A 21,723-nucleotide genomic window follows, 5' to 3' on the forward strand; every position below is an offset into this window, starting at 1 on the left:
AACCGGCGCGAGGTAGCACGTCGCGGAAATGAAGAAGGGTTGCACGCGAAAGCGTCGCAACCCTTCTTCATTTCCGGCGCAGAAAAATCAGGAGCGACCGGTCACCCAACTCCCATCTGCGCGACCCTATTCCTGCCACCGGCCTTTGCCGTATACAACGCCTCATCGGCAGCCCGAACGACGACGCTGACATCCGTCACCCGATCCGAGCGCGACGTGGTCGCGCCGATGCTGACCGTCACGCGACCGAACTCGCCGCCCTGGTGCGCGATGCCCAACTCGCCGATCGCCACGCGGATGTTCTCGCCGACCACCCCGGCACCGGCGGCGTCGGTATCCGGCAGCACCACGACAAACTCCTCGCCGCCGTATCGACCGACGCAATCGCCCGGCCGCTGGATCACCCTGCGGATGCAGCGCGCGACCGCGGTCAGCGCGACGTCGCCGGCCTGATGACCATACGTATCGTTATAGGCTTTGAAGTGATCGATATCGACGAACAGTAGCGACAACACGCTGCCCGTGCGGCGCGCGCGCAGCCATTCGCGCTCGAGCGTTTCACACAGCGCGCGGCGATTGGGCAGGCCGGTGAGTCCGTCCGTGCCGGCAAGCCGTTCGAGCTCGTGCTCCACCCGCTGCCGCCGCCGCAACTCGGCGCCGAGCCACGCCGCCAACACGATCACGCCGATCCCGAAGATCAGCATCAGCGAACCGATCGTCAGCGCGCGCCCCCACCAGCCCGCATAGATATCGTCGGTCGCCTCGGCGACCAGCACGATCAGCGGCAATTGCGGAATCCGTCTGAACGAGTAAAGCCGCTCGGCGCCATCGAGCGGCGAAGACGCGATTAAGCTGCCCTCGTCTTTCGCGAGCAGGTGCTGGAAGAACGCCGTCTTGCTAATGTCGCTGCCCGTCACGTGTCGATCGTCGGGCCGTCGCACGATGATCGTGCCGTCCGTTCTGACGATCGACACCGAGCCATGCTGCCCGATCCGCAGATCCGCGAACAGGCTCGTGAAATACTCCTGATCGATACCGAGCGCGACGATTCCCGCAAACGATCCGTCAGGCCGGGACAGTCGCCGGCTCAGCGCGATGCTGCGCGAACCGGATCTGAGTCTCGAGTTGTACGGCGCGCTGACATCGAGCCCGAGATCCGGATCTTCACGATGAATCGTGAAGTACGGACGGTCCGAGAGGTTTCCCCCGCGCGGCACGTCGCTATCCGAATCGATCACGACGTTGCCCAGTGCGTCGATCACCACCATCGCGCCGACGTATTGCCCGGTCGCCGCGCGATCGAACAGGATCTCGCGCCGCAAACGCGGCGAATCGAGCACGCCCGGACGCCCGAGGCCATCGGCGACGGCCTGCAGCGACAGCGCGTACAGCTCGAAATTGCGCGCGATGTCGCGCTCGGTGATCGTCGCGACATCGCGCGTCGAATCGAGTGCGCGCGCAATCGCATCCTCGCGGCTCTGATACAGCGCGTAGCCACACAGCGCGAGCATTGCGAGCACCACACCGCATCCCGCGTAGATGACGCCATCGCGTGGCATCCGCCATCTGCGCGCCCGTGCGATCAGGACGCGAAACCGGGCCTTTCTTTTGTGGATCATGTGCTCTGCGTTTCCAACGGCGGGACTCAGTTTGTCGAAGTGCTCACTACGCTTCCGGTTTGTTGAGACAGAGCACCAGCAGATAGCGAATCCATCCGCAAGTGGAATCACGCATTTTCGAGGCTTCGGACTGTTTATCGGGCCGAATAATCGCCCGCTACATAGGGGCATATCATAAGTTTCGATAAATAGAATTTACCTGATAATTCAAAAATCGTTGTTCCTCGGTAACGTTTGCGCGTATTTCTTTTCTAAATTCAGACGCGTGTTTGTTATCGAATCATCGCGTCATCGCCTAATGTTTTTGTGAACCGTTGAAGCCGCAGCGGTTTTACCTTCTTATCGATTGGGCAATTTCCTTCAATACATGCCCTCGCCGCCTCGTTACCGTTGAGCGTCGCAATCCATTCGCACACTCACGTTCGAGGCATCCGATGACCGCATTACTCTCGATGGCCGCGTTCGCGCTCGCCAGTTCCATTTCTCCCGGCCCGGTCAACGTCGTCGCGCTGAGCGCCGGCGCGCAGCACGGGCTCGCCGCGAGTCTGCGGCACGTCACTGGCGCGACGGTCGGTTTCACGTTGCTGCTTCTGTTGATCGGCCTCGGCCTGCACGAATTGCTCGCGCGCTTTCCCAATCTGATCGAGATCGTCAAATGGGCGGGCGTGGGCTTTCTGCTCTATATGGCCTACAAGCTCACCATCGATGACGGCCAGCTCGGCGCGGACAAGCCGGCGCGCGGGCCGTCGTTCGCGCAAGGCGCGGCCATGCAATGGCTCAATCCGAAGGCGTGGCTCGCGTCGCTGGCCGGCATGGGCGCGTATGCGGCAGGCGGCGACGGCGGGCTCGTCTGGCAATTCACGACGCTGTACTTCGTGATCTGCTATCTATCGATCGCGAGCTGGGCGTATGCCGGCACGTTTTTGCGCAGGCATCTGCGTGAAGCGAAGCGGGTCCGGGCGTTCAATCGCGTGATGGCGGCGCTGCTCGCGCTCAGTGCGATGTATCTGCTCGTGGAGTGACGCGAGCCGCGCCTGATTCCTGAGGCGGCTTCATGCCGCGTCACGCTCCGCTGCGATATTGGCCCGGCGTCGCCGCCACCAGCCGCTTGAAGGTGCGCTGCAAATGCGCCTGATCGGCGAAGCCGGCATCGAGCGCGACATCGGCGATCAGTGCCCCGCGCCGCAGTTGCGCGCGACTGTACTGGATGCGTCGGTTGATCAGATACGCGTGGGGCGTCATGCCGTAGCGCAGCTTAAACGCGCGTATCAGGTGCGACGCGGACAGCCCGGCGGCTTCGCACACATCGTCGAGTTTCAGCGCACGCCGTCGAACAGCGCGGCGTCGAGCGTCATGATCTGCGAAAACGCGCGGAACGCATGATTCTCGTTGAAGCCCAGCTCGTGCTGCAGTTTCGTGAACCATGCAACGTCGACGTGCAGCATCCGATACGACCACCGCTCACCGGCAACCGGGTTGCACGCGTGCACATCGTCGGGGTTCATCATCACGACGGCGCCCGCGCCGACCCATTCCCGCGCGTGGCGGTTCAGGTACACGCTGCGGCCTCCCGTCACCGCGCCGATCGAAAACGTTTCGTGCGAATGTTTGGCGTAGCAGACCTTGCGGCCATCGTCGATGGAACGCGCCTCGATGAACGGCAGCGCCGCGCTGCGCCAGAAGCGCGGCGCGTCTGCGCCTTTTGCGCGTGCGGTGTTCGCAGCGCTTGCCGCTTCGATCGTCTCGCTCATGCGCGCTCTCCGGTTGATCCGCCGACTTCGCCGTTGTCTCCGACTTCGCGAAGCCTACGTATCGTAGCCGTCAAACGCATGGCCAACAAGCGAACGCGCGGCGCCGCTCGCAAACGGCGCCGCCGCCCGAACGCTACGCGATTACTTCGCGCTGACGTCGATATTGCCGAGATATTTCGCGGCGAGCGTCTTCACCGTGCCGTCGGCTTGCACCTTCGCGATCGCGGCGTTCAACTGATCGCGCAGCGCGGTATCACCCTTGCGAATGCCGTATGCGATGCCGCTGCCGAGAATCTTGTCGTCACGCACAGGCTGACCGACGAACGCGTAGCCCTTACCTTCGGGCTTCGACAGAAAGCCCGTTTGTCCGGCCGGTGCGAGCACGAGCGTGCCGTCGAGACGGCCAGCCGTCAGATCGGCATAGACCTGGTTCTGATCCTGATACGGCAGCACGATCACGCCGGCCGGTTCCCAATGCACCTTAGCGAAGGTCTCCTGAATCGAGCCTTGCAGTACGCCGATGCGCTTGCCCTTCAGCGACTCGGGCGTCGGCTGCAAACCGCTGTCGCTGCGCGCGATCAGCTGCGACGGCACGCGATAGACGACGGTCGTGAAATCGATCGCCTGGCGGCGCTGCTCGGTCGCGTTCATCGCTGAATTGATCGCGTCGAACTTGCGGCCTTGCAGCGCCGGAATCAGGCCGTCGAACGAGGTTTCGACCCACTTGCACGTCATGTGCGCGGCAGCGCAGACCGCGTTGCCCACGTCGATATCGAGCCCTTGCAGTTCGCCGTTCGGTCCTTTCGACTCGAACGGCGGGTACTGCGCTTCGACGCCGAAACGCAGCGTCGCGGTATCGGCGGCGCTTGCCGCCGACGATGTTGCGAGCGACGCGCCGGCACAGGCCAGCGCCAACAAGCACTTGAGCAACTTCATGACATCTCCCTTCATTCTTCGAATACTTTGACGACTTCGATACTTTGAGTGTGCTCTCGCCCGCTCAGATTTCACACAAACGCCGCGCGCCTTCGAGCAGCGTTGCGTCGTCCTTCGAGAAACTCAGGCGAATCAGCCCCGAATCCGTGCCGTCGGTGTAGAACGCCGACAACGGAATCGTCGCGACGCGCGCATCGCGGATCAGGCGCAGCACGAAATCGCTGTCGCTTTCATCGGAGAAGCCGCGGAACCGGGCGAGCATAAAGAAACTGCCTTCGCTCGGCAACAGCTCGAAGCGCGATTCGCGCAGCGCATGCGCGAGCAGATCGCGTTTCTTCTGATAGAAGTCGGACAGGCCGAGGTAGCTGTCGCGATTGGCGAGCGCGTCGACGAACGCGTGTTGCATCGGCGTATCGGCGGAGAACACCATGAACTGATGGACCTTGCGGATCTCGTCCATCAGCGCGGCGGGCGCGAGGCAGTAGCCGACGCGCCAGCCGGTCACGTGGTACGACTTGCCGAACGACGACACGATCACGCTGCGCTCGGCGAGTTCGTGATGGCGCGCCATGCTCTGATGCTTCGCGCCGTCGAACACGACGTGTTCGTAGACCTCGTCGGACAGAATCACGATGTCGGTGTTGCGCGTGAGCGCCTTCAGCCGCTCGATATCGGCGTCGCTAAAAATCGTCGCGGTCGGATTGTGCGGTGTGTTGACGATGATCATGCGCGTCTTCGGCGTGATCGCGGCGGCGACTTCATCCCAGTTCACGCGGAAGTGATCGAGCGACAGCTTGATCGCGACCGGCTTCGCGCCCTGCAGGCGCACGATCGGACCGTAGCTGTCGAACGACGGCTCGAAGTAGATCACTTCGTCGCCCGGATGCACGAGCGCGCTGATCGTCGAATAAAGACCTTCGCTCGCGCTCGCGAGCACGGTCACCTCGCTGGCGGGGTCGTAGCGCACGCCGTACAGCGTTTCGACCTTGTCGGCGAGCGCTTCGCGCAGCGCGCCGATGCCGGCCATCGGCGCGTACTGGTTGTGGCCGGCGCGCATCGCCTGCGCGACGCCGTCGACGAGATTCGGGTCCGGCGCGAAATTCGGCGCGCCCTGCGACAGGTTCAACGCATCGTGTTGCGCGGCCAGTTGGCCGATCACGGTAAAAATGGTGGTGCCGACGTCCGGCAGTTTCGAGCGGGCTTGCATGGCGCTCTGCATAAGACTTTCTCCCTATCTACACCCGCCGGCGGCCGCGCGAATGGCGGCGGCGGGGCGTTCCTTCCGGTGGGGTGATTAGGCATCAGCCAAAGAACGCTCACAATCGAAACTTTGTCATGCGCGGCATGCGTTTTCTTCATGGCTCGCGCGAAGCCGCTCGACGCAGGCCTAAGCCGGCGGGTTCATGGTTTACGGGGACGCGGTGTGGATTTCGGGGAATGTGGGTAACTGCGCAGGTATGAAGGAATGTGATGCTGAGCGGCCCGGTCGCGAAAACGGCCGCTGACGCGGCCGTTTTTCGAGTTATTGGACTTTCAATGAAAGCCGGAGCTTCGGGTGAATCAGGCTTCATCCATCAAACGAACCTTGACCTTGCGCCCCTTCAGCTTGCCCGCGCTGAGCCGGCGCACCGCCTCGCGCGCGATGCTGCGCTCCACCGCGACATAGGTCGACATGTCGGTCACGTTGATCTTGCCGATCTGCGAGCCCGCGAAGCCGGCGTCGCCGGTCAGCGCGCCGAGCACGTCGCCGGGACGGATCTTGTCCTTGCGGCCGCCGAGGATCTGCAGCGTTTCCATCGGCGGCAGCAGCGGTTCGTTGTTGCCCGCCTTCAGCTCGGCCAGCTTGTGCCATTCGACGTCGCGCTTGTGCGCCTGCTCGATCCCACCGACGCGCCCCATCTCGTTCATTGTCGCGAGACTCAGCGCCCAGCCTTCCTGATCGGCGCGGCCCGTGCGGCCGATGCGATGCGTGTGCACTTCCGGGTCCGGCGTCACGTCGACGTTGATCACCGCTTCGAGTTGCGCGATGTCGAGGCCGCGCGCGGCGACGTCGGTTGCGACGAGCACCGAGCAGCTGCGGTTCGCGAACTGGATCAGCACCTGATCGCGCTCGCGCTGATCGAGTTCGCCGTGCAGCGCAAGCGCATGGAAGCCCTGCGCGCGCAGCACGTCGAGCAGATCGCGGCACTGCTGCTTCGTGTTGCAGAACGCGATCGTGCTGACCGGACGATAGTGATTCAACAGCAGACCGACCGCGTGCAGACGCTCGTCTTCGGTCACTTCGTAGAAGCGCTGACGGATCTTGCTGTCGTGGTGCCGCTCGGCAAGTTTGACTTCCTTCGGGTTTCGCAGGAATTGCTGGCTCAGCTTCGCGATGCCCTCGGGGTACGTCGCCGAAAACAGCAGCGTTTGGCGCTCTTTCGGGCATTGCCTGGCGACCTTCGCGATGTCGTCGAAGAAACCCATGTCGAGCATGCGGTCGGCTTCGTCGAGCACGAGCGTGTTCAGCGATTGCAGATCGAGGCTGCCGCGTTCGAGGTGATCCATGATGCGGCCGGGCGTGCCGACCACGACGTGCGCGCCATGTTCGAGGCTCGCCGTCTGCGGACGCATCGGTGTGCCGCCGCACAAGGTCAGCACCTTGATGTTTTCTTCCGCGCGCGCGAGACGGCGGATTTCCTGCGTGACCTGATCGGCGAGTTCGCGCGTCGGGCACAGCACCATTGCCTGCGTGCCGAATTTGCGTACATCGAGGCGCGCGAGCAGCGCCAGCGAAAACGCCGCGGTCTTGCCGCTACCGGTTTTCGCCTGCGCGATCAGATCTTGACCGGCGAGCGCGATCGGCAGGCTCGCGGCCTGGATCGGCGTCATCTCTACGTAGCCGAGCTGCGTCAGGTTCGCGAGCGTGGCGGGCGGTAGCGGCAGCTCGCTGAATGCGGCGCCGGCGGGGGTTGGACTGTTCATAGGATCGTCTGTAGGAATCGAGATTACTCGGCAATCGGGCCCTGATCGGGGCGGCCCGGCAACTGCTCGTACAGCACCGCGCCGTTGTCGCCGTCGAAACGCTCGACGTAATTGCGCGCGCCGCACAGCGGGCAGCGGAACAGCAGCCCCTGGCCTTCGTTCTTGATGACGACGTCGGATTGCTCCCACTGCGCGCCGCAGGACTGATTTCTACAGGTGAACACGTTGATTCTCCAACTGGATTCGATGATCGATCGGCAAGGTCGCATATGCGGCCTTGCCGTGTATGGGGTTGCCGCGCCGGCGCTGCGTCGTGACGCGATAGCGCTCGACGGCAGGCATGGCGTCAGCCGAGATGCGTATGCCGCGGACGCGGCACGGCCACATCCATGTCGGTCAGGCCGTGCACGATGCCGCAGTCTTCGACCGGATGCTCGCCGTGGCATTGGTCGCGCAGCGTCGTCAGTTGCGCCTTCAGCTGCTGCAGTTCTTCGATACGCGTGTCGACGTGCGCGATGTGCTCGTCGACCAGCGTATGCATGCCGCCGCAGCCGTTCGCCGGCGCGTCGGTCAGACGCAGCAATGCGCGGATTTCGTCGTGAGTCATGTCGAGCGCGCGGCAATTGCGGATAAAGCGCAGGCGCTCGACATGCTTTGCCGTGTAACTGCGGTAATTGGCTTCGGTGCGCTCCGCCTCGGGCAGCAGGCGCTCTTTCTCGTAGAAACGGATGGTTTCCGTCGTGCAATGGGCGATTTTCGCCAGTTCGCCGATTTTCATGGACCCTTCCTCCACGCGGCCTTGACCTTGTAGTGGCTTCAGGGTGTTTACTAGACCACAAATCGCACGAGGAAGCCACCAATGCCTGACAGCAGCCGTATTGCCACCGATCGTCCGGAACTGGACGAAGCCTGTATGCACGGGGGTTGCGGCGACGTTGATGCGCGGCGCGACCATGATCACGGCCGCGCCGATGATCACGCTGCTGTCGCTTGCTGCGCCGCTAGCGCTTTTGCGCCTGCGTCGCTGCGCCTGCCTCCGTCCGAAGCCCTCGACGACGACCTTCGCACCGCAATCCGCATCCTGCAGATGGACTGCCCGACCGAGGAAGCGCTGATCCGCAAGAAACTCGGCCGTATGCCGGTCGTGCGTAGCATGGACTTCAACCTGATGCAGCGCGTGCTGACTGTCGTCCACGCGCCGGAGGCGCTCGAGTCGGTCCTCGCCGCCCTGCGCTCGCTCGACTTCACGCCCGAACTGGCAAGCGACGCCGGAAAGGGTGGGAACGCCGACGCGGTGCCCCAAGCAGCCACTGACGCAATGCGTAAGCCGTGGTGGCCCCTGATCCTCGCCGGCATCGTCGCGGGAGCCTCAGAAGCCGCTAGCTGGCTCGGCGCGCCGGCCTGGGTGGTGGCGGGTATGGCGGTCGTCGCGATTGCCTCCTGTGGCCTCACGACATATCGCAAGGGCTGGGTCGCGCTGCGCAACGGCAACTTGAACATCAATGCGCTGATGAGCATCGCCGTGACCGGCGCGGCGCTGCTCGGCCAGTGGCCCGAAGCCGCAATGGTGATGGTGCTCTTCACGATCGCCGAGCTGATCGAGGTGCGCTCGCTCGACCGCGCGCGCAACGCGATCGAAGGGCTCCTGCGGCTCACGCCCGAACAGGCCAGCGTGCAGCAGCCCGATGGAGCGTGGCAGCCCGTCCGCGTCGACGCGATCGTGCCCGGGACGCTCGTGCGCGTGAAGCCGGGCGAGCGGATCGCGCTCGATGGCGAAATCGTCGCGGGCCGCTCGAGCGTCGATCAGGCGCCGATCACCGGCGAGAGCCTGCCCGTCGACAAGGCGATCGGCGACGCCGTATTCGCCGGCACGATCAACCAGGCGGGCTCGTTCGATTATCAAGTGACGGCGGCCGCGGGCAACACGACGCTCGCGCGGATCATCCACGCGGTCGAGGAGGCGCAGGGCACGAAGGCGCCGACGCAGCGCTTCGTCGATGAATTCGCGCGCGTTTATACGCCGATCGTGTTCGCGATTGCGCTCGCCGTCGCTCTGGTCCCACCACTCGTGTTCGGTGGAGCGTGGCACGCGTGGGTGTACAAGGCGCTGGTGCTGCTCGTGATCGCGTGTCCGTGCGCGCTCGTCATTTCGACGCCGGTGACGATCGTCAGCGGGCTCGCGGCCGCGGCGCGCAAGGGGATTCTGATCAAGGGTGGCGTTTATCTCGAACAGGGTCGCAAGCTGACCCGGTTGGCGCTCGATAAGACCGGGACGATTACGCACGGGAAGCCAGTCCAGACGGAGTTTGAGGTGGTTGGTGACGCGCGTGAAACGTTCCGATACCGCACGCTCGCGGCAAGCCTCGGGGGCCGCTCCGACCACCCTGTTTCGATGGCGATCGCTGCTGCCGCCAATGACGACGGCGTCGAACACCTGCACGTCGATGCGTTCCAGGCGATCGCTGGACGCGGCGTGCGCGGCGATATCGACGGTATCGCGTACTGGCTCGGCAATCATCGCCTGGTCGAAGAGTTGGGCCGCTGCTCGCCGCAACTCGAAGCGCGTCTCGATGCGCTCGAACAGCACGGCAAAACCGTCGTGATGCTCGCCGATGCGCAGCGCGTGCTCGCGCTGTTTGCGGTCGCTGACACGGTGAAAGAAACGAGCCGCGCCGCCGTCGCCGAATTGCGGCGGCTCGGCGTCGGCACCACGATGCTGACCGGCGACAACCGTCATACCGCCGCGGCGATCGCGCAGCAGGTCGGCGTCGATGAAGCGCGCGGCGATCAGTTGCCCGAGGACAAGCTCGACGCGCTCACGCAATGGTCGAGCGATGGCGCGACGGTCGGCATGGTCGGCGACGGCATCAACGATGCGCCCGCGCTCGCGCGCGCTGACATCGGCTTCGCGATGGGTGCGATGGGTACCGACACCGCGATCGAAACCGCCGACGTCGCGTTGATGGACGACGATCTGCGGAAGATTCCGGCGTTTATCCGGTTGTCAAAGGCGACGTACGGGGTGCTGGTGCAGAACATCGCGCTCGCGCTTGGCATCAAGAGCGTGTTCCTCGTGCTGACGTTGATGGGCTTCGGCACGATGTGGATGGCGGTGTGCGCAGATGTCGGTGCGAGTTTGCTGGTAGTGGGCAATGGGTTGAGGTTGTTGCGCAAGTGAGTGGGCGTGCGAGATTTACGCTCGTTGCTTCCTACGCTGAACCGTCGTTCACGGCAGGATGCGTCGGAGCGCTGGCTAGTAGCTCATCGCTGTCGTCTTTCAAGCCCACCCCTGTCAGTCTCAGCTTCCTCGCCCGCGTGAGCAGATAGTGCAGCTTGTGCGCGGCCTGCGGATAGTCGAGGCCTTGCGGGCGCACGTTGGAAATGCAGTTGCGCTGGGCGTCGCTGCACCCCGTTTTCGGCGCGTACGTGACGTAGATGCCGAGGCTATCCGGTGAACTCAAACCCGGCCGCTCGCCGATCAGCATCACGACGATTTTCGCGTCGAGCAATTCGCCGATCTCGTCGCCGAGTGCGACGCGTGCCTGACGCGCGACCACTACGGGACCGATGGTCCAACCCGCGAGCTTTGGATGTATAGCTTGCAGCAACGGTACAGCCTGCTTCGATGCGGCGAACGCCGATAGACCATCGCCGATCACAAACAGCACATCGCTTGATTGCGATGGCAGTCGGGCAAGCGTCGCGCGACTCTCCTCCGACAGACGCCGCCCAAGATCAGGGCGCCGCAAATAATGCTCGCGATCCGGCGCGGCGCTATGCACGTCGAGCGTGTTGAGACCTTGCGCGCGCAGTTGTGCGTGCAGCGGGCGCACGTCGAGCGGATGGTGCACGGCGTCGCGCGCCTGCGCATGCGCGAGATTGAACGCGAGCAATGGCGCGGTCGGCAGGCTGTTGCCCGCTCGGCCCAACGCGATGCGTGCCTGCGTAAACCGACGCAGTGCGCTCCACGGGTCCTTGTCGAGTGCGTCGTTCTCGCTCATGCAATCCCCATCCAGTCGCGCGCACCTTCGAGCAGCGGTTGCCGCGCCGATGGGCCGATCAACGCGCCGCGTGCGTCGATGATCTGCATCGACTCCAGCCATTCCTCGAATTCCGGCGCGCGGCGCAAACCGAGCACGTCGCGCACGTACAGCGCGTCGTGAAAGGACGTGCTCTGATAGTTGAGCATGACGTCGTCCGCGCCAGGTACGCCCATGATGAAATTGATGCCCGCTACGCCGAGCAGCGTCAGCAGATTGTCCATGTCGTCCTGGTCCGCTTCGGTGTGGTTCGTGTAGCAGATGTCGCAACCCATCGGCACGCCGAGCAGCTTGCCGCAGAAGTGATCCTCGAGACCCGCGCGCGTGATCTGTTTGCCATCGTACAAATACTCGGGGCCGATGAACCCGACTACCGTGTTCACCAGAAACGGCCTGAACTTGCGCGCGACCGCATAGGCGCGCGCCTCGCAGGTCTGCTGGTCAACGCCGAAATGCGCATCCGCCGACAACGCGCTGCCCTGCCCCGTTTCGAAGTACATCAGATTGCTGCCGACGGTGCCGCGTTGGAGCGACAGCCCCGCCTCGTACGCTTCCTGCAGCAGCGCGAGCGAAATGCCAAAGCTCGCGTTCGCTTTTTCGGTACCGGCGATCGACTGGAATACGAGATCGACCGGCGCGCCTTTTTCCATCGCGGCGATCGTGCTCGTCACGTGCGTGAGTACGCACGACTGCGTCGGTACCTGATAGCGCTGGCGGAAGTCGTCGATCATCTGCAGCAGCTTCGTGATCGCGGCGAGGTTGTCGCTCGCGGGGTTGATGCCGATCAGCGCGTCGCCGCAGCCGTACATCAGGCCGTCGAGCATCGAGGCGGCGATGCCTTTGACGTCGTCGGTTGGATGGTTCGGTTGCAGGCGTACGGACATGCGGCCCGGTAAACCGACCGTGTTGCGAAAGCGTGTGATGACCGGGCGTTTACGGGCGGCGGTGATCAGGTCCTGGTTGCGCATCAGCTTTGAGACGGCGGCGACCATTTCTGGTGTTAGGCCCTCGGTGATGCGGGTGAGTGCGTCGGTGTCGGTTGTGGTGCTGAGTAGCCAATTGCGGAAGTCGCCTACCGTCAGATGCGAGATTTCGGCGAAGGCTGCTGGCGAGTGATCGTCGATGATCAGGCGGGTGACTTCGTCGGTTTCGTAGGGGATCAGCGGTTCGTTCAGGAACGTGCGTAGCGGCACCTCGGCGAGCGCCATTTTGGCGGCGACCCGCTCTTCTTCGCTCGCTGCCGCGATGCTTGCGAGCTGGTCGCCCGAGCGTTGCGGGCTCGCTTTCGCGAGCAGGGTCTTCAGGTCGGCGAAGCGGTACGTGCGACTGCCGATCGACTCGGTGTAGCTCATGTTTGCGGCTCCATCGCCTCGCGAACGCGGGTAGGAATGGGAACGGCGGTTACATGCTGCAGGTTGCTTGCTGCTGGTGCTGGTGCTGGTGCTGGTGCCGCTCACTACACGATAGCGCCAAACGGCGGCAGCGTCACGTTGCGGAGATGGGGGCTGTTTGCCGATGCTGTGTTTGGCGCTCCTGCTCGCGTCCACGGGGCGCGGTCAACAGGCGCTCAATCGCCTTTGTGCGCACCACTTGAAATCCGCAGGATTTGGTAAACGGCCGACACTCGCTGACGTGATACTTTGTTCGCATCCTCTCGCGCCAATTTTCTGCGGTCCAGTCATGAACGAATCAGACCATCGGGCTCGATACGAGACGCGACTCGCACGCGTGCTCGACCATATCTACGATCACCTCGACGAACCGCTCGATATAGGACGGCTTGCGGAGATTGCGTGTCTGTCGCCGTATCACTGGCACCGGATTTATCAGGCGATGTATGGCGAGACGGTCGCGACGACCGTGCGGCGTTTACGGTTGCATCGCGCAGCGGGTTTTCTTGCGAGTAGTTCGATGCCGATTGCTCAGATTGCCGAGCGTTCGGGGTATAGCAGTTTGCAGTCTTTTTCGCGGACGTTTCGCGCGGTGTTTGGTGTGCCGCCGGCGCAGTATCGCAGGCAAGGCACGCATAGCCGGTTTCGTCCGGCGCTTTCAGGAGACGATCAGATGACGATGATTCGTGAGGTCGTGATTCGCTATGTGGAGCCGATGGAAATTTTGTCGGTCGATCATGTCGGACCTTATATGCAGATCGGAAAGGCTTTTGATGCTTTGTTGGGGTGGCTTGCGAAACATAATCTGCTGGAGGCGCAGATGCGGATGATCGGGGTTTACTTCGATGATCCGGGAGTGGTCGAGGAGAAGGCGTTGCGGTCGAAGGCGGCTGTGTTGTTGCCGGGGCCTGTGATGGCTGAAGTGGCTTCGGCTGTTGGGATGGGTGGGGCGGTTTCTGCCACGCGTATACGCGGTGGGGAATATGCGGTGTTGCGGCATGTGGGGCCGTATAGCGATATGCGAGCGGCTTATGAGTGGTTGTATGGGACCTGGCTCGTGCAGTCTGGGAGGGAGGCAGCGGATGCGCCGGTGTTTGAGGAGTATTTGAACAGTCCCAAGGAGACTGCGCCTGCGGAGTTGGTTACGGAGATTTGTTTGCCGTTGGGGTGAGGTGTGGGTGGCTGGGTTGGTGCTCGCTGGTTCTGCGTCCTGCGATGTTGCTGTCGTTATGTGCGTATACGTTGCGCGTGTTTCGGCGTGCTTCTCCGGTTTTTATAGTCTTTGTATATGTATACGTAGTAATAGTTAACAAGTGGGGCGTTCGGCTGTGGATAACGTGGAAGTTCGTTTACGGATCAACGCGCTGCAGAATCGATAACCCTTGGGAGCGCGGGCGGACAGGTTAACGGAGCCAGGGAAAAGTTTTAGCCGACCGGTTAACGCGGCGCATTTATCAAGGTTTCGCCCACAATGTGTTCGGCTGTTTCTACAAAAGTTTTCCAAAGGGGGATGTGGATAAGTGGCCTCGGGTGGAAGGCCATTTTTTGAAGATCTCGCAGAAAGCAAATCTCCGCGCGTTTTACGTAACAGCCCAAAGCAATGCTGTTCCCGCCAGTCTCGACGGAATCACGGGGCACGTGTCGGTGTCGGCTTAAGCGTAGTGGTAACCAGGTTGGCTATTGCCTTCTTCGTTTGCTCCGTCGCGCTCTCGTCGTACCCGATTGTCACGCCCCGTTCGACACAGGGGTCCGCATATGAGAACGGCAGGTTGCTTCTGACGTTAAGCAAATGTCCCGCACTGTGTTCTTCCCATGCACAATTGCGCACTGTTTGCGCTTTCGGCAGGGAGGTTGGATGTGCGAAGGCGCGCGCATCGAAAATATGATTAACCCCGGCAAACTCGGTCAGCTCTACGTCCGCCCCCTTGGCTTTCAGCCGTTCCACATAGGCCTTGCAAGGCGCGACCGGGTCATAGTTGTCTGCGCTTCCATGGAATATGCGAATGGGAGCCTTTGATACGTTGTCGTCATCGAGGTAGTGGGCACTGCAGTCTGGGTAAAGCGGAACATAGGCTGCAAATCCTGGACTCGACGCATCGGCATGCGCTTTCTGGAAGCGCACCATGCTCGCGTAGAGCGTGTCTTGCCCTCCACGGGAAAAGCCCATTAGCATCACGCGGCTCGCGTCGACATGAGGGTTTTTGGAAATAAGGCTGAGCGCGCGATACGCGTCTTCTGTCTGAGCGAGTCTGCCAAGCTGACTCTGGTCATTGATTGTGTTTTCTATGCCTCGGCTCGTGAAACTGTCGACAACGAAAGTGGCAACGCCCAAGGACAGGAACCACTGCTCCCAGTCCGCTATCTGGCCGCCGATACCCCCAGACGGGTGCAGCAGTATGACGGCGGGCAGCCTGTCGGTCCCGGGTCGAGGCAGCCGCAATTCACCGGCTATCGTCACGCGCTTGCCGTCTTCGCTTCCGGCCAGAAATTGCTCGTCTGTGAGCGTCATCGACTCGAATGGAATGACTTCGATTCGCGCCACCTGCGCGTAGGGGACGCGCGGAATGCAAAGGAGCACAAGGACTAGCAAAAGGAACGGCAAGCCTCTCACACTTGCGAACATGGCCGTCTCCCATGAGTACGGACAGAGTTATTTATGCAGCGTTATAGGCGGTCCGGGCAGGAATGCAATGCAAATGACAGAATTGTCGTGATACGACAGACAGTGACGGCAGACGGCAGACGGCAGACGGCAGACGGCAGACGGCAGACGGCAGGCACTTTATCGATTCGCCGGGTCGCGCATGTCCAGAAAGTCGAGGATTCGAGTCGCTTTAGCCGTCCGGAACCGCCGAGCGCGGTCGACGCGCGAGCGTAGCGCCCATTTCACTTCGCCGCCCCCAGGTTGATTCCTGAACGGGAGAGGAGCAAAAACTCGAAGAAAGCCACCAACAGCTGTTTGGCCTGAATGTCGACTCCGCGAGCAGGAAGAAAAGCTCAAGCAGTATCAGCACGTCGACGTATTGTTCATCAGCCTGACTATTAATAAAAAGACCCATAAGTTTCTCAACTTACGGGCCCGTTTTCTCAGGTTATGCGTCTACCTACATACACCCTCAAACGTCGATATTCCCCGCCCTCAACGCATTCGACTCAATAAAAGCCCTGCGCGGCTCCACATCATCCCCCATGAGCGTAGTAAAGATGCCATCAGCAGCAATAGCATCCTCGATCTGCACCCGAAGAAGACGCCGCACCGCAGGATCCATAGTCGTCTCCCAAAGCTGCTCCGGATTCATCTCCCCGAGGCCTTTATAGCGCTGCTTGGACATATTCCTCTCAGCATCAGCCAGCAGCCACTTCATCGCACTCTTAAAGTCGGTGACAGCCATACTCCGCTCCCCACGCTTGATCACAGCGCCAGAGCCAATCAACCCCTTGAACGTATTAGCGGTCGTCACAAGCTGCTGATAATCCGCAGTCAACTGAAACTCTTCATCGATCACAGAAATCTTCTGATTCCCATGATGCGTCCGCGCGACGCGCAGCGAGCGCAGCTCCCGCACCGGGTCATACATCGTCGTAACGCGCACTTCCGGCTTCAGCGCATCATCCCGCAGCTTCGCCTCAAGCGCGCGAGCCGAAGCTTCGGCCGCCTGCTCGCTGGAGAGGTCGATAACGACGCCATCCATCACGGCCTCGAGCGCACCCGCGTCATACAGCCGGCTCAACCGGTCAACCACTGCCTGCGCCAACAGATAAGCCCGAGCCAACTCACCCAACGCATCCCCGGTAATCGGAGTCGCACCTTCAGAAGCCACCAACTCCGACCCCTGCAACGCGAGCCGAAGAATATGAGCGTTGACTTCCGACTCATCCTTCAGATACCGCTCATCCTTCCCCGCCTTGATCTTGTAAAGCGGCGGCTGCGCGATATAGATATACCCGCGCTCGATCATCTCCGGCATCTGCCGATAGAAGAACGTCAACAACAGCGTCCGGATGTGCGCGCCATCGACGTCAGCATCGGTCATGATGATGATGCGGTGATAGCGCAGCTTGTCGAGGTTGTAATCTTCCTTGCCGATCCCGCAGCCAAGCGCGGTAATCAGCGTAACGATCTGCTCGGAAGAAAGCAGCTTGTCGTAGCGCGCCTTCTCGACGTTCAGCACCTTGCCGCGCAGCGGCAAGATAGCCTGAAACTTCCGATCACGCCCCTGCTTCGCCGACCCACCCGCCGAGTCACCCTCGACGATATAAATCTCCGACTTCGCCGGATCCTTCTCCTGGCAATCGGCGAGCTTGCCGGGCAAACCGACGCCATCGAGCACGCCCTTACGGCGCGTCATCTCACGCGCCTTGCGCGCCGCGTCGCGCGCACGCGCCGCATCGACGATCTTGCCGCAGATGATCTTCGCGTCGCCCGGCGTCTCGAGCAGGAATTCCTCGAGCGCCTTTGCGACCACTTCTTCCACCGGCGCGCGCACTTCCGACGACACCAGCTTGTCCTTCGTCTGCGAGCTGAACTTCGGCTCCGGCACCTTCACCGACAGCACGCACGACAGCCCTTCACGCATGTCATCGCCCGACGTTTCGACCTTCGCCTTCTTCGCGACTTCGTGATCGGCGATGTACTTGTTCAGCACGCGCGTCATCGCCGCACGCAGACCGGTAAGGTGCGTGCCGCCATCGCGCTGCGGAATGTTGTTCGTGAAGCACAGCACGTTTTCGTTGTAGCTGTCGTTCCACTGCATCGCCACTTCGACGCCCACACCATCCTTCTCGCCGATGATGTGGAAGATGTTCGGGTGCAGCACGGACTTGTTCTTGTTGATGTACTCGACAAAACCCTTCACGCCGCCGACGAACGCGAAATCCTCTTCCTTACCCGAGCGCTGATCCACCAATCGAATCCGCACGCCGTTATTGAGGAACGAAAGCTCACGAATCCGCTTCGCGAGAATGTCGTAGTGGTATTCAACATTGCCGAAAATCTTTTCATCGGCCATGAAATGCACTTCGGTGCCGCGGTTTTCGGTGTCGCCGATCACCTGTATCGGCGACGTGGTCACGCCGTCGATCTCTTCGAGCACGCGGTTCTGCGGCACACCACGGTGGAATTCCATGAAGTGCTTCTTGCCGTCGCGGCGCACGGTGAGGCGCAACCACGCCGACAGCGCGTTCACGCACGACACGCCCACGCCGTGCAGGCCGCCCGACACCTTGTAGCTGTTCTGGTCGAACTTGCCGCCGGCGTGCAGCTCGGTCATCACGATTTCGGCGGCGCTGCGCTTCGGATCGTGCTTGTCGTCCATCTTGAGGCCGGTCGGCACGCCGCGGCCGTTGTCGGTGATCGAGATCGAGTTGTCCGCGTGGATGATCACCTGGATGTCGTTGCAATGCCCGGCGAGCGCTTCGTCGATCGAGTTGTCGAGCACTTCGAACACGAGGTGGTGCAAACCGGTGCCATCCGATGTATCCCCGATGTACATCCCAGGCCGCTTGCGCACGGCTTCCAGACCTTCGAGGATCTGGATGGACGAGGCGCCGTAGCTGTTATCGGGCTGCGTATTGTTCGTTTCAGTCATGGATTTTTTCCGGTTCTGCGTTACTGCAAGGTTGCTGCTCTGGACTTTTCAAAACGCCATAAAAACGCCAAAGGGGCGCTGCGCCCCTTGGTGTTCTTCTTGATGTTGGACGCGTCAGATGCGCATCGGCATCACCACGTACTTGAATTCGTCGTTCTCGGGAATCGTGATCAACGCGCTGGAGCTGGCATCACCCAGGCTCACCTGCAGCATGTCGACCTTCAAATTCGCGAGCACGTCGAGCAGATACGTGACGTTGAACCCGATATCGACGCTGTCGCCGTCGTATGCGATTTCCAGTTCTTCCTGCGCCTCTTCCTGATCGGCGTTGGTCGACATGATCTTCAACTGGCCCGGCTCGACGATGCAGCGCACGCCCTTGAACTTATCCGACGTCAGAATCGCCGCGCGTTGCAGCGAACGCTGCAGTTCTTCGCGGCCAATCTGGAATTTGTTCTTGTGCGACTTCGGAATCACGCGCTGGAAGTCGGGGAACTTGCCTTCCACGAGCTTCGACACGAGTTCAACCTGACCGAACGTGAACTTGACCTGCGTCTGCGCGATGTCGATCTTCAGCGTGTCGTCGATGTCTTCGAGCAGGCGCTGCAGTTCGAGAATCGTCTTGCGCGGAATGATCACTTCGTGGCGCGCGAAGGAGCCCTCGATCTTCATCGACGAGAACGCGAGACGGTGACCGTCGGTCGCGACCGCCATCAGCTGATCGCCGTCCACCACCAGCAGCATGCCGTTCAGGTAGTAGCGGATGTCCTGCTGGGCCATCGAGAAATGGACCATGCCGAGCAACTGGCGGAACGTCTTTTGAGGAACCACCAGGCTCGCGCCGTAGTCTTTGGCCTGAGCGACGGTCGGGAATTCGTCCGCGGCGAGCGTCTGCAGCGCAAAGCGGCTCTTGCCGGATTGCACGGTCAGACGCTTGTCGTTCAGCGTCAGCGTGACCTGGCCGTCAGGCATCGCGCGCAGAATGTCGAGGAGCTTGCGCGCTGCCACCGTGGTCGCGACCGAATCGCCGCCCACGCCGAAATCGGCGCGCGTGGTGATCTGCAACTCCAGGTCGGTCGACAGGAACGATACGTCAGGACCGTTCTTGGTGATCAGCAAATTGGCGAGGATCGGCAACGTATGGCGGCGTTCGACGATGCCGCTCACGGTTTGCAGCGGCCTGAGGAGGTTGTCGCGTTCGGTCTTGACCAGTTGCATAGGGTTCCTTCGTTGGTATAACGGCCTGCACGCCTTACGGGACAAGCGTTTCAGCGCGCAGCCACGGCTCCCCGCCGGCGCCCTGAAAAGCGCCCGACACGGCGTGAAATCCGCCCGTCGCCGCCGGGCGGTTAAACCTGTATTGTGCCTGAAAACGGGACCGCCTCACTAAATTGGGGGCGAGTTCGGGAATAAACAGGTCGATTTTGTAGGGCGTGGTCCGGGCTGCCGCCGACTTGTCGCGCCGCTGCGCGGCGCTACCGGTTCGCAGGCTCGTTGTTCCGCCACTTCTGGCCGGTTGCGCCGCAAATTCGTCACGGGTTTGCCGCGCCTTTTACGTCGCTTCTGCCCGCTTACCGTCGCGTTCCTTGTCATTTCCCGTTCGGACCCGACAGCGCCGCCGGGTTGTGAGTCCCCTGCCCGTTTCTCGATTTACAGCGTTTTCGCGGCCTCATTCAAACCACTGCGTAGCCGCTTCCAGCGTTTCCTGCCGCCGACGTCCGTTTCACGGTCGCGTGCGGCCAGCCCGTTTAGCCCTTCAGCGTCTGCTCCAGCACGTGCAGTTCGTGATTCAGCTGCGCGTCCTTGCTGCGCTCGTCGGCGATCTTGCGCACCGCGTGCAGCACCGTCGTGTGGTCACGCCCGCCGAAAAGCTCGCCGATTTCCGGCAGACTCTTCTGCGTCAATTCCTTCGCCAGGTACATCGCGATCTGCCGCGGCCGCGCGATGTTCGCCGGACGCTTCTTCGAATACATGTCCGCGACCTTGATGCTGTAGAAGTCGGCGACCGTTTTCTGGATGTTTTCCACCGAAATCTGCCGGTTCTGCACCGTCAGCAGGTCTTTCAGCGCTTCCTTGGTCAGTTCGATCGTGATTTCGCGGCCGTGGAACTTCGAATACGCGAGGATCTTGCGCAGCGCGCCCTCGAGCTCGCGCACGTTCGAGCGGAGATGCTTCGCGACGAAGAACGCGACATCCTCATTCAGGCTCACGAACTCCGATTGCGCCTTGCGCATCAGAATCGCGACGCGCATTTCGAGTTCGGGCGGCTCGATCGCCACCGTCAGGCCGGAGTCGAAGCGCGAGATCAGGCGATCGTCGATACCCGAGATTTCCTTCGGATACGTATCGCTCGTGATGATCACTTGCGCCTTGTTGGCGACCAGCGCCTCAAAAGCGTAGAAGAATTCCTCCTGCGTGCGCGACTTGCCCGAGAAGAACTGAATATCGTCGATCAGCAGCAGGTCGAGCGAGTGGTAGTAGCGCTTGAAGTCGTCGAACGCCTTGCGCTGGTACGCCTTCACGACATCGGACACGTACTGTTCCGCATGGATGTAGCGAATCCGCGCGCCGGGTTTGTCCATCAGCAACTGATTTCCAATAGCATGGATCAGGTGTGTCTTGCCGAGGCCCACGCCACCGTACAGGAACAGCGGGTTATACGAAATGCCGGGGTTGTCGGCGACCTGGATCGCCGCGGCGCGCGCGAGCTGATTCGCCTTACCGGTCACGAAGTTGTCGAAGGTCAGCACGGGGTTCAGCTTCGAGCGCTCGTACATCGAGTCGCTCTCGCTGGATGCCGTCGCGCCCACGCCTTGGCCTGGGCGCCACGTGCGACGTCCGGCGGCGGCTTCGTTCGCGTCCAGGCTCGGCAGATCGAGGTCTGCGACGTCTTCGGCGGCGCTGCGCGAATTCGCGTTTTTGCGCTGCGAGCGCCGCAGCCGCGGCTGCGGGATTCGCGCGCGCGGCATGCGCGGCGTGCACGGCGCCGACAGCCGCATCGACGGCCGCGACGCCGCCGGCATTACCGCCCTGCGGCGCGGCCGAAGCCGGGCGTGCCGACGACGGAGCCGGCGCCGCGGCCGTTGGGCTACGCATGCCTGCCTTCGGATCCAATACGAATTGCACGTCCACCGGCGCATGCCAGAAATCGCGGGCCATATCCGCGATGCGGCCGGAGAACTGGCTCTTGACCCAGTCGAGCTTGAAGCGGTTCGGCGCGGCAATGCTCAACGTGTTCGCATCGGCGTCGAAGGCGACCGGGGCCAAGGGTTTGATCCACGTCACGTACTGCTGGGGCGTAAGCTCACGCTCCAGCAATGCGGAACAGTGTTGCCAGAATTCGTTCATCAAGTTGCTATCGTTATGGTGTGCACGGCGGTCGCCGCTGCCCCTGTCGCGCACGCGCAACAAGGCCCTGAGCAGCCAGGCGTAAC

Annotated in this window: 14 protein-coding genes and 2 pseudogenes; 3 read left to right on the forward strand and 13 right to left on the reverse strand. The window is 62.0% G+C overall.

What is annotated here, in order from left to right:
- Nucleotides 1–101 precede the first annotated feature (101 nt).
- Nucleotides 102–1,559 carry a sensor domain-containing diguanylate cyclase gene (locus OKW38_RS18535; protein ID WP_429335560.1) on the reverse strand — a complete coding sequence of 486 codons (1,458 nt, stop codon included), beginning with the start codon at nt 1,557–1,559 and terminating at the stop codon, nt 102–104.
- A 494-nt stretch (nt 1,560–2,053) separates the two neighbouring features.
- On the opposite strand from OKW38_RS18535, the gene OKW38_RS18540 reads away from it, so the two are divergent.
- Entirely contained in the window at nt 2,054–2,641 is a 588-nt protein-coding gene (locus tag OKW38_RS18540; RefSeq protein WP_090802265.1) for a LysE family translocator, read from the forward strand.
- 40 nt (nt 2,642–2,681) lie between these two features.
- Here the strand turns inward: OKW38_RS18540 and OKW38_RS18545 are convergent.
- The 6 genes and pseudogenes from OKW38_RS18545 to cadR all read right to left on the reverse strand — a co-directional run bounded on the left by OKW38_RS18545 (nt 2,682) and on the right by cadR (nt 8,048).
- Nucleotides 2,682–3,370: pseudogene (locus tag OKW38_RS18545) on the reverse strand (AraC family transcriptional regulator).
- 141 nt (nt 3,371–3,511) lie between these two features.
- Nucleotides 3,512–4,306 carry an ABC transporter substrate-binding protein gene (locus OKW38_RS18550; RefSeq protein WP_090802267.1) on the reverse strand — a complete coding sequence of 265 codons (795 nt, stop codon included), beginning with the start codon at nt 4,304–4,306 and terminating at the stop codon, nt 3,512–3,514.
- Nucleotides 4,307–4,370: 64 nt separating this feature from the next.
- Nucleotides 4,371–5,525 (reverse strand): pyridoxal phosphate-dependent aminotransferase, encoded by a 1,155-nt coding sequence (locus OKW38_RS18555; protein WP_429362618.1) that lies wholly within the window; start codon nt 5,523–5,525, stop codon nt 4,371–4,373.
- A 341-nt stretch (nt 5,526–5,866) separates the two neighbouring features.
- Nucleotides 5,867–7,270 (reverse strand): ATP-dependent RNA helicase DbpA, encoded by a 1,404-nt coding sequence (gene dbpA, locus OKW38_RS18560; RefSeq protein WP_090802270.1) that lies wholly within the window; start codon nt 7,268–7,270, stop codon nt 5,867–5,869.
- A 23-nt stretch (nt 7,271–7,293) separates the two neighbouring features.
- A complete protein-coding gene (locus tag OKW38_RS18565; protein ID WP_429362619.1) occupies nt 7,294–7,494 on the reverse strand; it encodes a hypothetical protein in 201 nt (66 codons plus the stop codon).
- A gap of 122 nt (nt 7,495–7,616) precedes the next feature.
- On the reverse strand, nt 7,617–8,048 hold the full coding sequence (gene cadR / locus OKW38_RS18570; protein ID WP_090802273.1) for a Cd(II)/Pb(II)-responsive transcriptional regulator: 432 nt from the start codon (nt 8,046–8,048) through the stop codon (nt 7,617–7,619).
- Between the two features lie 81 nt (nt 8,049–8,129).
- Between cadR and OKW38_RS18575 the strand changes: the two genes are divergently transcribed.
- Nucleotides 8,130–10,448 (forward strand): heavy metal translocating P-type ATPase, encoded by a 2,319-nt coding sequence (locus OKW38_RS18575; protein ID WP_429362620.1) that lies wholly within the window; start codon nt 8,130–8,132, stop codon nt 10,446–10,448.
- 31 nt (nt 10,449–10,479) lie between these two features.
- On the opposite strand, the gene eutC is transcribed toward OKW38_RS18575, so the two are convergent.
- Together eutC and OKW38_RS18585 are read right to left on the reverse strand one after the other, a co-directional pair.
- The gene (eutC, locus tag OKW38_RS18580; protein WP_429362621.1) at nt 10,480–11,271 is read right to left on the reverse strand and encodes an ethanolamine ammonia-lyase subunit EutC; all 792 of its coding nucleotides are present in this window, start codon (nt 11,269–11,271) and stop codon (nt 10,480–10,482) included.
- A complete protein-coding gene (locus OKW38_RS18585; RefSeq protein ID WP_429362622.1) occupies nt 11,268–12,662 on the reverse strand; it encodes an ethanolamine ammonia-lyase subunit EutB in 1,395 nt (464 codons plus the stop codon). Before OKW38_RS18585 ends, eutC begins: the two co-directional genes overlap by 4 nt.
- Nucleotides 12,663–12,990: 328 nt before the next feature.
- On the opposite strand from OKW38_RS18585, the gene OKW38_RS18590 reads away from it, so the two are divergent.
- Nucleotides 12,991–13,872 (forward strand): AraC family transcriptional regulator, encoded by an 882-nt coding sequence (locus OKW38_RS18590; RefSeq protein ID WP_429362624.1) that lies wholly within the window; start codon nt 12,991–12,993, stop codon nt 13,870–13,872.
- A gap of 456 nt (nt 13,873–14,328) precedes the next feature.
- Here the strand turns inward: OKW38_RS18590 and OKW38_RS18595 are convergent, their stop codons facing one another.
- The 4 genes and pseudogenes from OKW38_RS18595 to dnaA all read right to left on the reverse strand — a co-directional run bounded on the left by OKW38_RS18595 (nt 14,329) and on the right by dnaA (nt 21,637).
- Nucleotides 14,329–15,324 (reverse strand): dienelactone hydrolase family protein, encoded by a 996-nt coding sequence (locus OKW38_RS18595; protein ID WP_429362626.1) that lies wholly within the window; start codon nt 15,322–15,324, stop codon nt 14,329–14,331.
- Between the two features lie 493 nt (nt 15,325–15,817).
- Complete coding sequence (gene gyrB / locus OKW38_RS18600) at nt 15,818–18,289, reverse strand: DNA topoisomerase (ATP-hydrolyzing) subunit B (protein WP_090802282.1); 2,472 nt, start codon at nt 18,287–18,289, stop codon at nt 15,818–15,820.
- A 114-nt stretch (nt 18,290–18,403) separates the two neighbouring features.
- A complete protein-coding gene (gene dnaN / locus OKW38_RS18605) occupies nt 18,404–19,507 on the reverse strand; it encodes a DNA polymerase III subunit beta (protein WP_090802283.1) in 1,104 nt (367 codons plus the stop codon).
- 530 nt (nt 19,508–20,037) lie between these two features.
- Nucleotides 20,038–21,637: pseudogene (dnaA, locus tag OKW38_RS18610) on the reverse strand (chromosomal replication initiator protein DnaA).
- Between the last annotated feature and the right edge of the window lie 86 nt (nt 21,638–21,723).

Source organism: Paraburkholderia sp. MM5496-R1 (assembly GCF_050436205.1).
GTDB lineage: Bacteria > Pseudomonadota > Gammaproteobacteria > Burkholderiales > Burkholderiaceae > Paraburkholderia > Paraburkholderia tuberum.

Bases quoted from the DNA above. Each gene is read 5' to 3' on its own strand.
- OKW38_RS18535 (WP_429335560.1), bottom strand. From the start codon at position 1,559: ATGCCACGCGATGGCGTCATCTACGCGGGATGCGGTGTGGTGCTCGCA.
- OKW38_RS18540 (WP_090802265.1), top strand. From the start codon at position 2,054: ATGACCGCATTACTCTCGATGGCCGCGTTCGCGCTCGCCAGTTCCATT.
- OKW38_RS18550 (WP_090802267.1), bottom strand. From the start codon at position 4,306: ATGAAGTTGCTCAAGTGCTTGTTGGCGCTGGCCTGTGCCGGCGCGTCG.
- OKW38_RS18555 (WP_429362618.1), bottom strand. From the start codon at position 5,525: ATGCAGAGCGCCATGCAAGCCCGCTCGAAACTGCCGGACGTCGGCACC.
- dbpA (WP_090802270.1), bottom strand. From the start codon at position 7,270: ATGAACAGTCCAACCCCCGCCGGCGCCGCATTCAGCGAGCTGCCGCTA.
- cadR (WP_090802273.1), bottom strand. From the start codon at position 8,048: ATGAAAATCGGCGAACTGGCGAAAATCGCCCATTGCACGACGGAAACC.
- OKW38_RS18575 (WP_429362620.1), top strand. From the start codon at position 8,130: ATGCCTGACAGCAGCCGTATTGCCACCGATCGTCCGGAACTGGACGAA.
- eutC (WP_429362621.1), bottom strand. From the start codon at position 11,271: ATGAGCGAGAACGACGCACTCGACAAGGACCCGTGGAGCGCACTGCGT.
- OKW38_RS18585 (WP_429362622.1), bottom strand. From the start codon at position 12,662: ATGAGCTACACCGAGTCGATCGGCAGTCGCACGTACCGCTTCGCCGAC.
- OKW38_RS18590 (WP_429362624.1), top strand. From the start codon at position 12,991: ATGAACGAATCAGACCATCGGGCTCGATACGAGACGCGACTCGCACGC.
- OKW38_RS18595 (WP_429362626.1), bottom strand. From the start codon at position 15,324: ATGTTCGCAAGTGTGAGAGGCTTGCCGTTCCTTTTGCTAGTCCTTGTG.
- gyrB (WP_090802282.1), bottom strand. From the start codon at position 18,289: ATGACTGAAACGAACAATACGCAGCCCGATAACAGCTACGGCGCCTCG.
- dnaN (WP_090802283.1), bottom strand. From the start codon at position 19,507: ATGCAACTGGTCAAGACCGAACGCGACAACCTCCTCAGGCCGCTGCAA.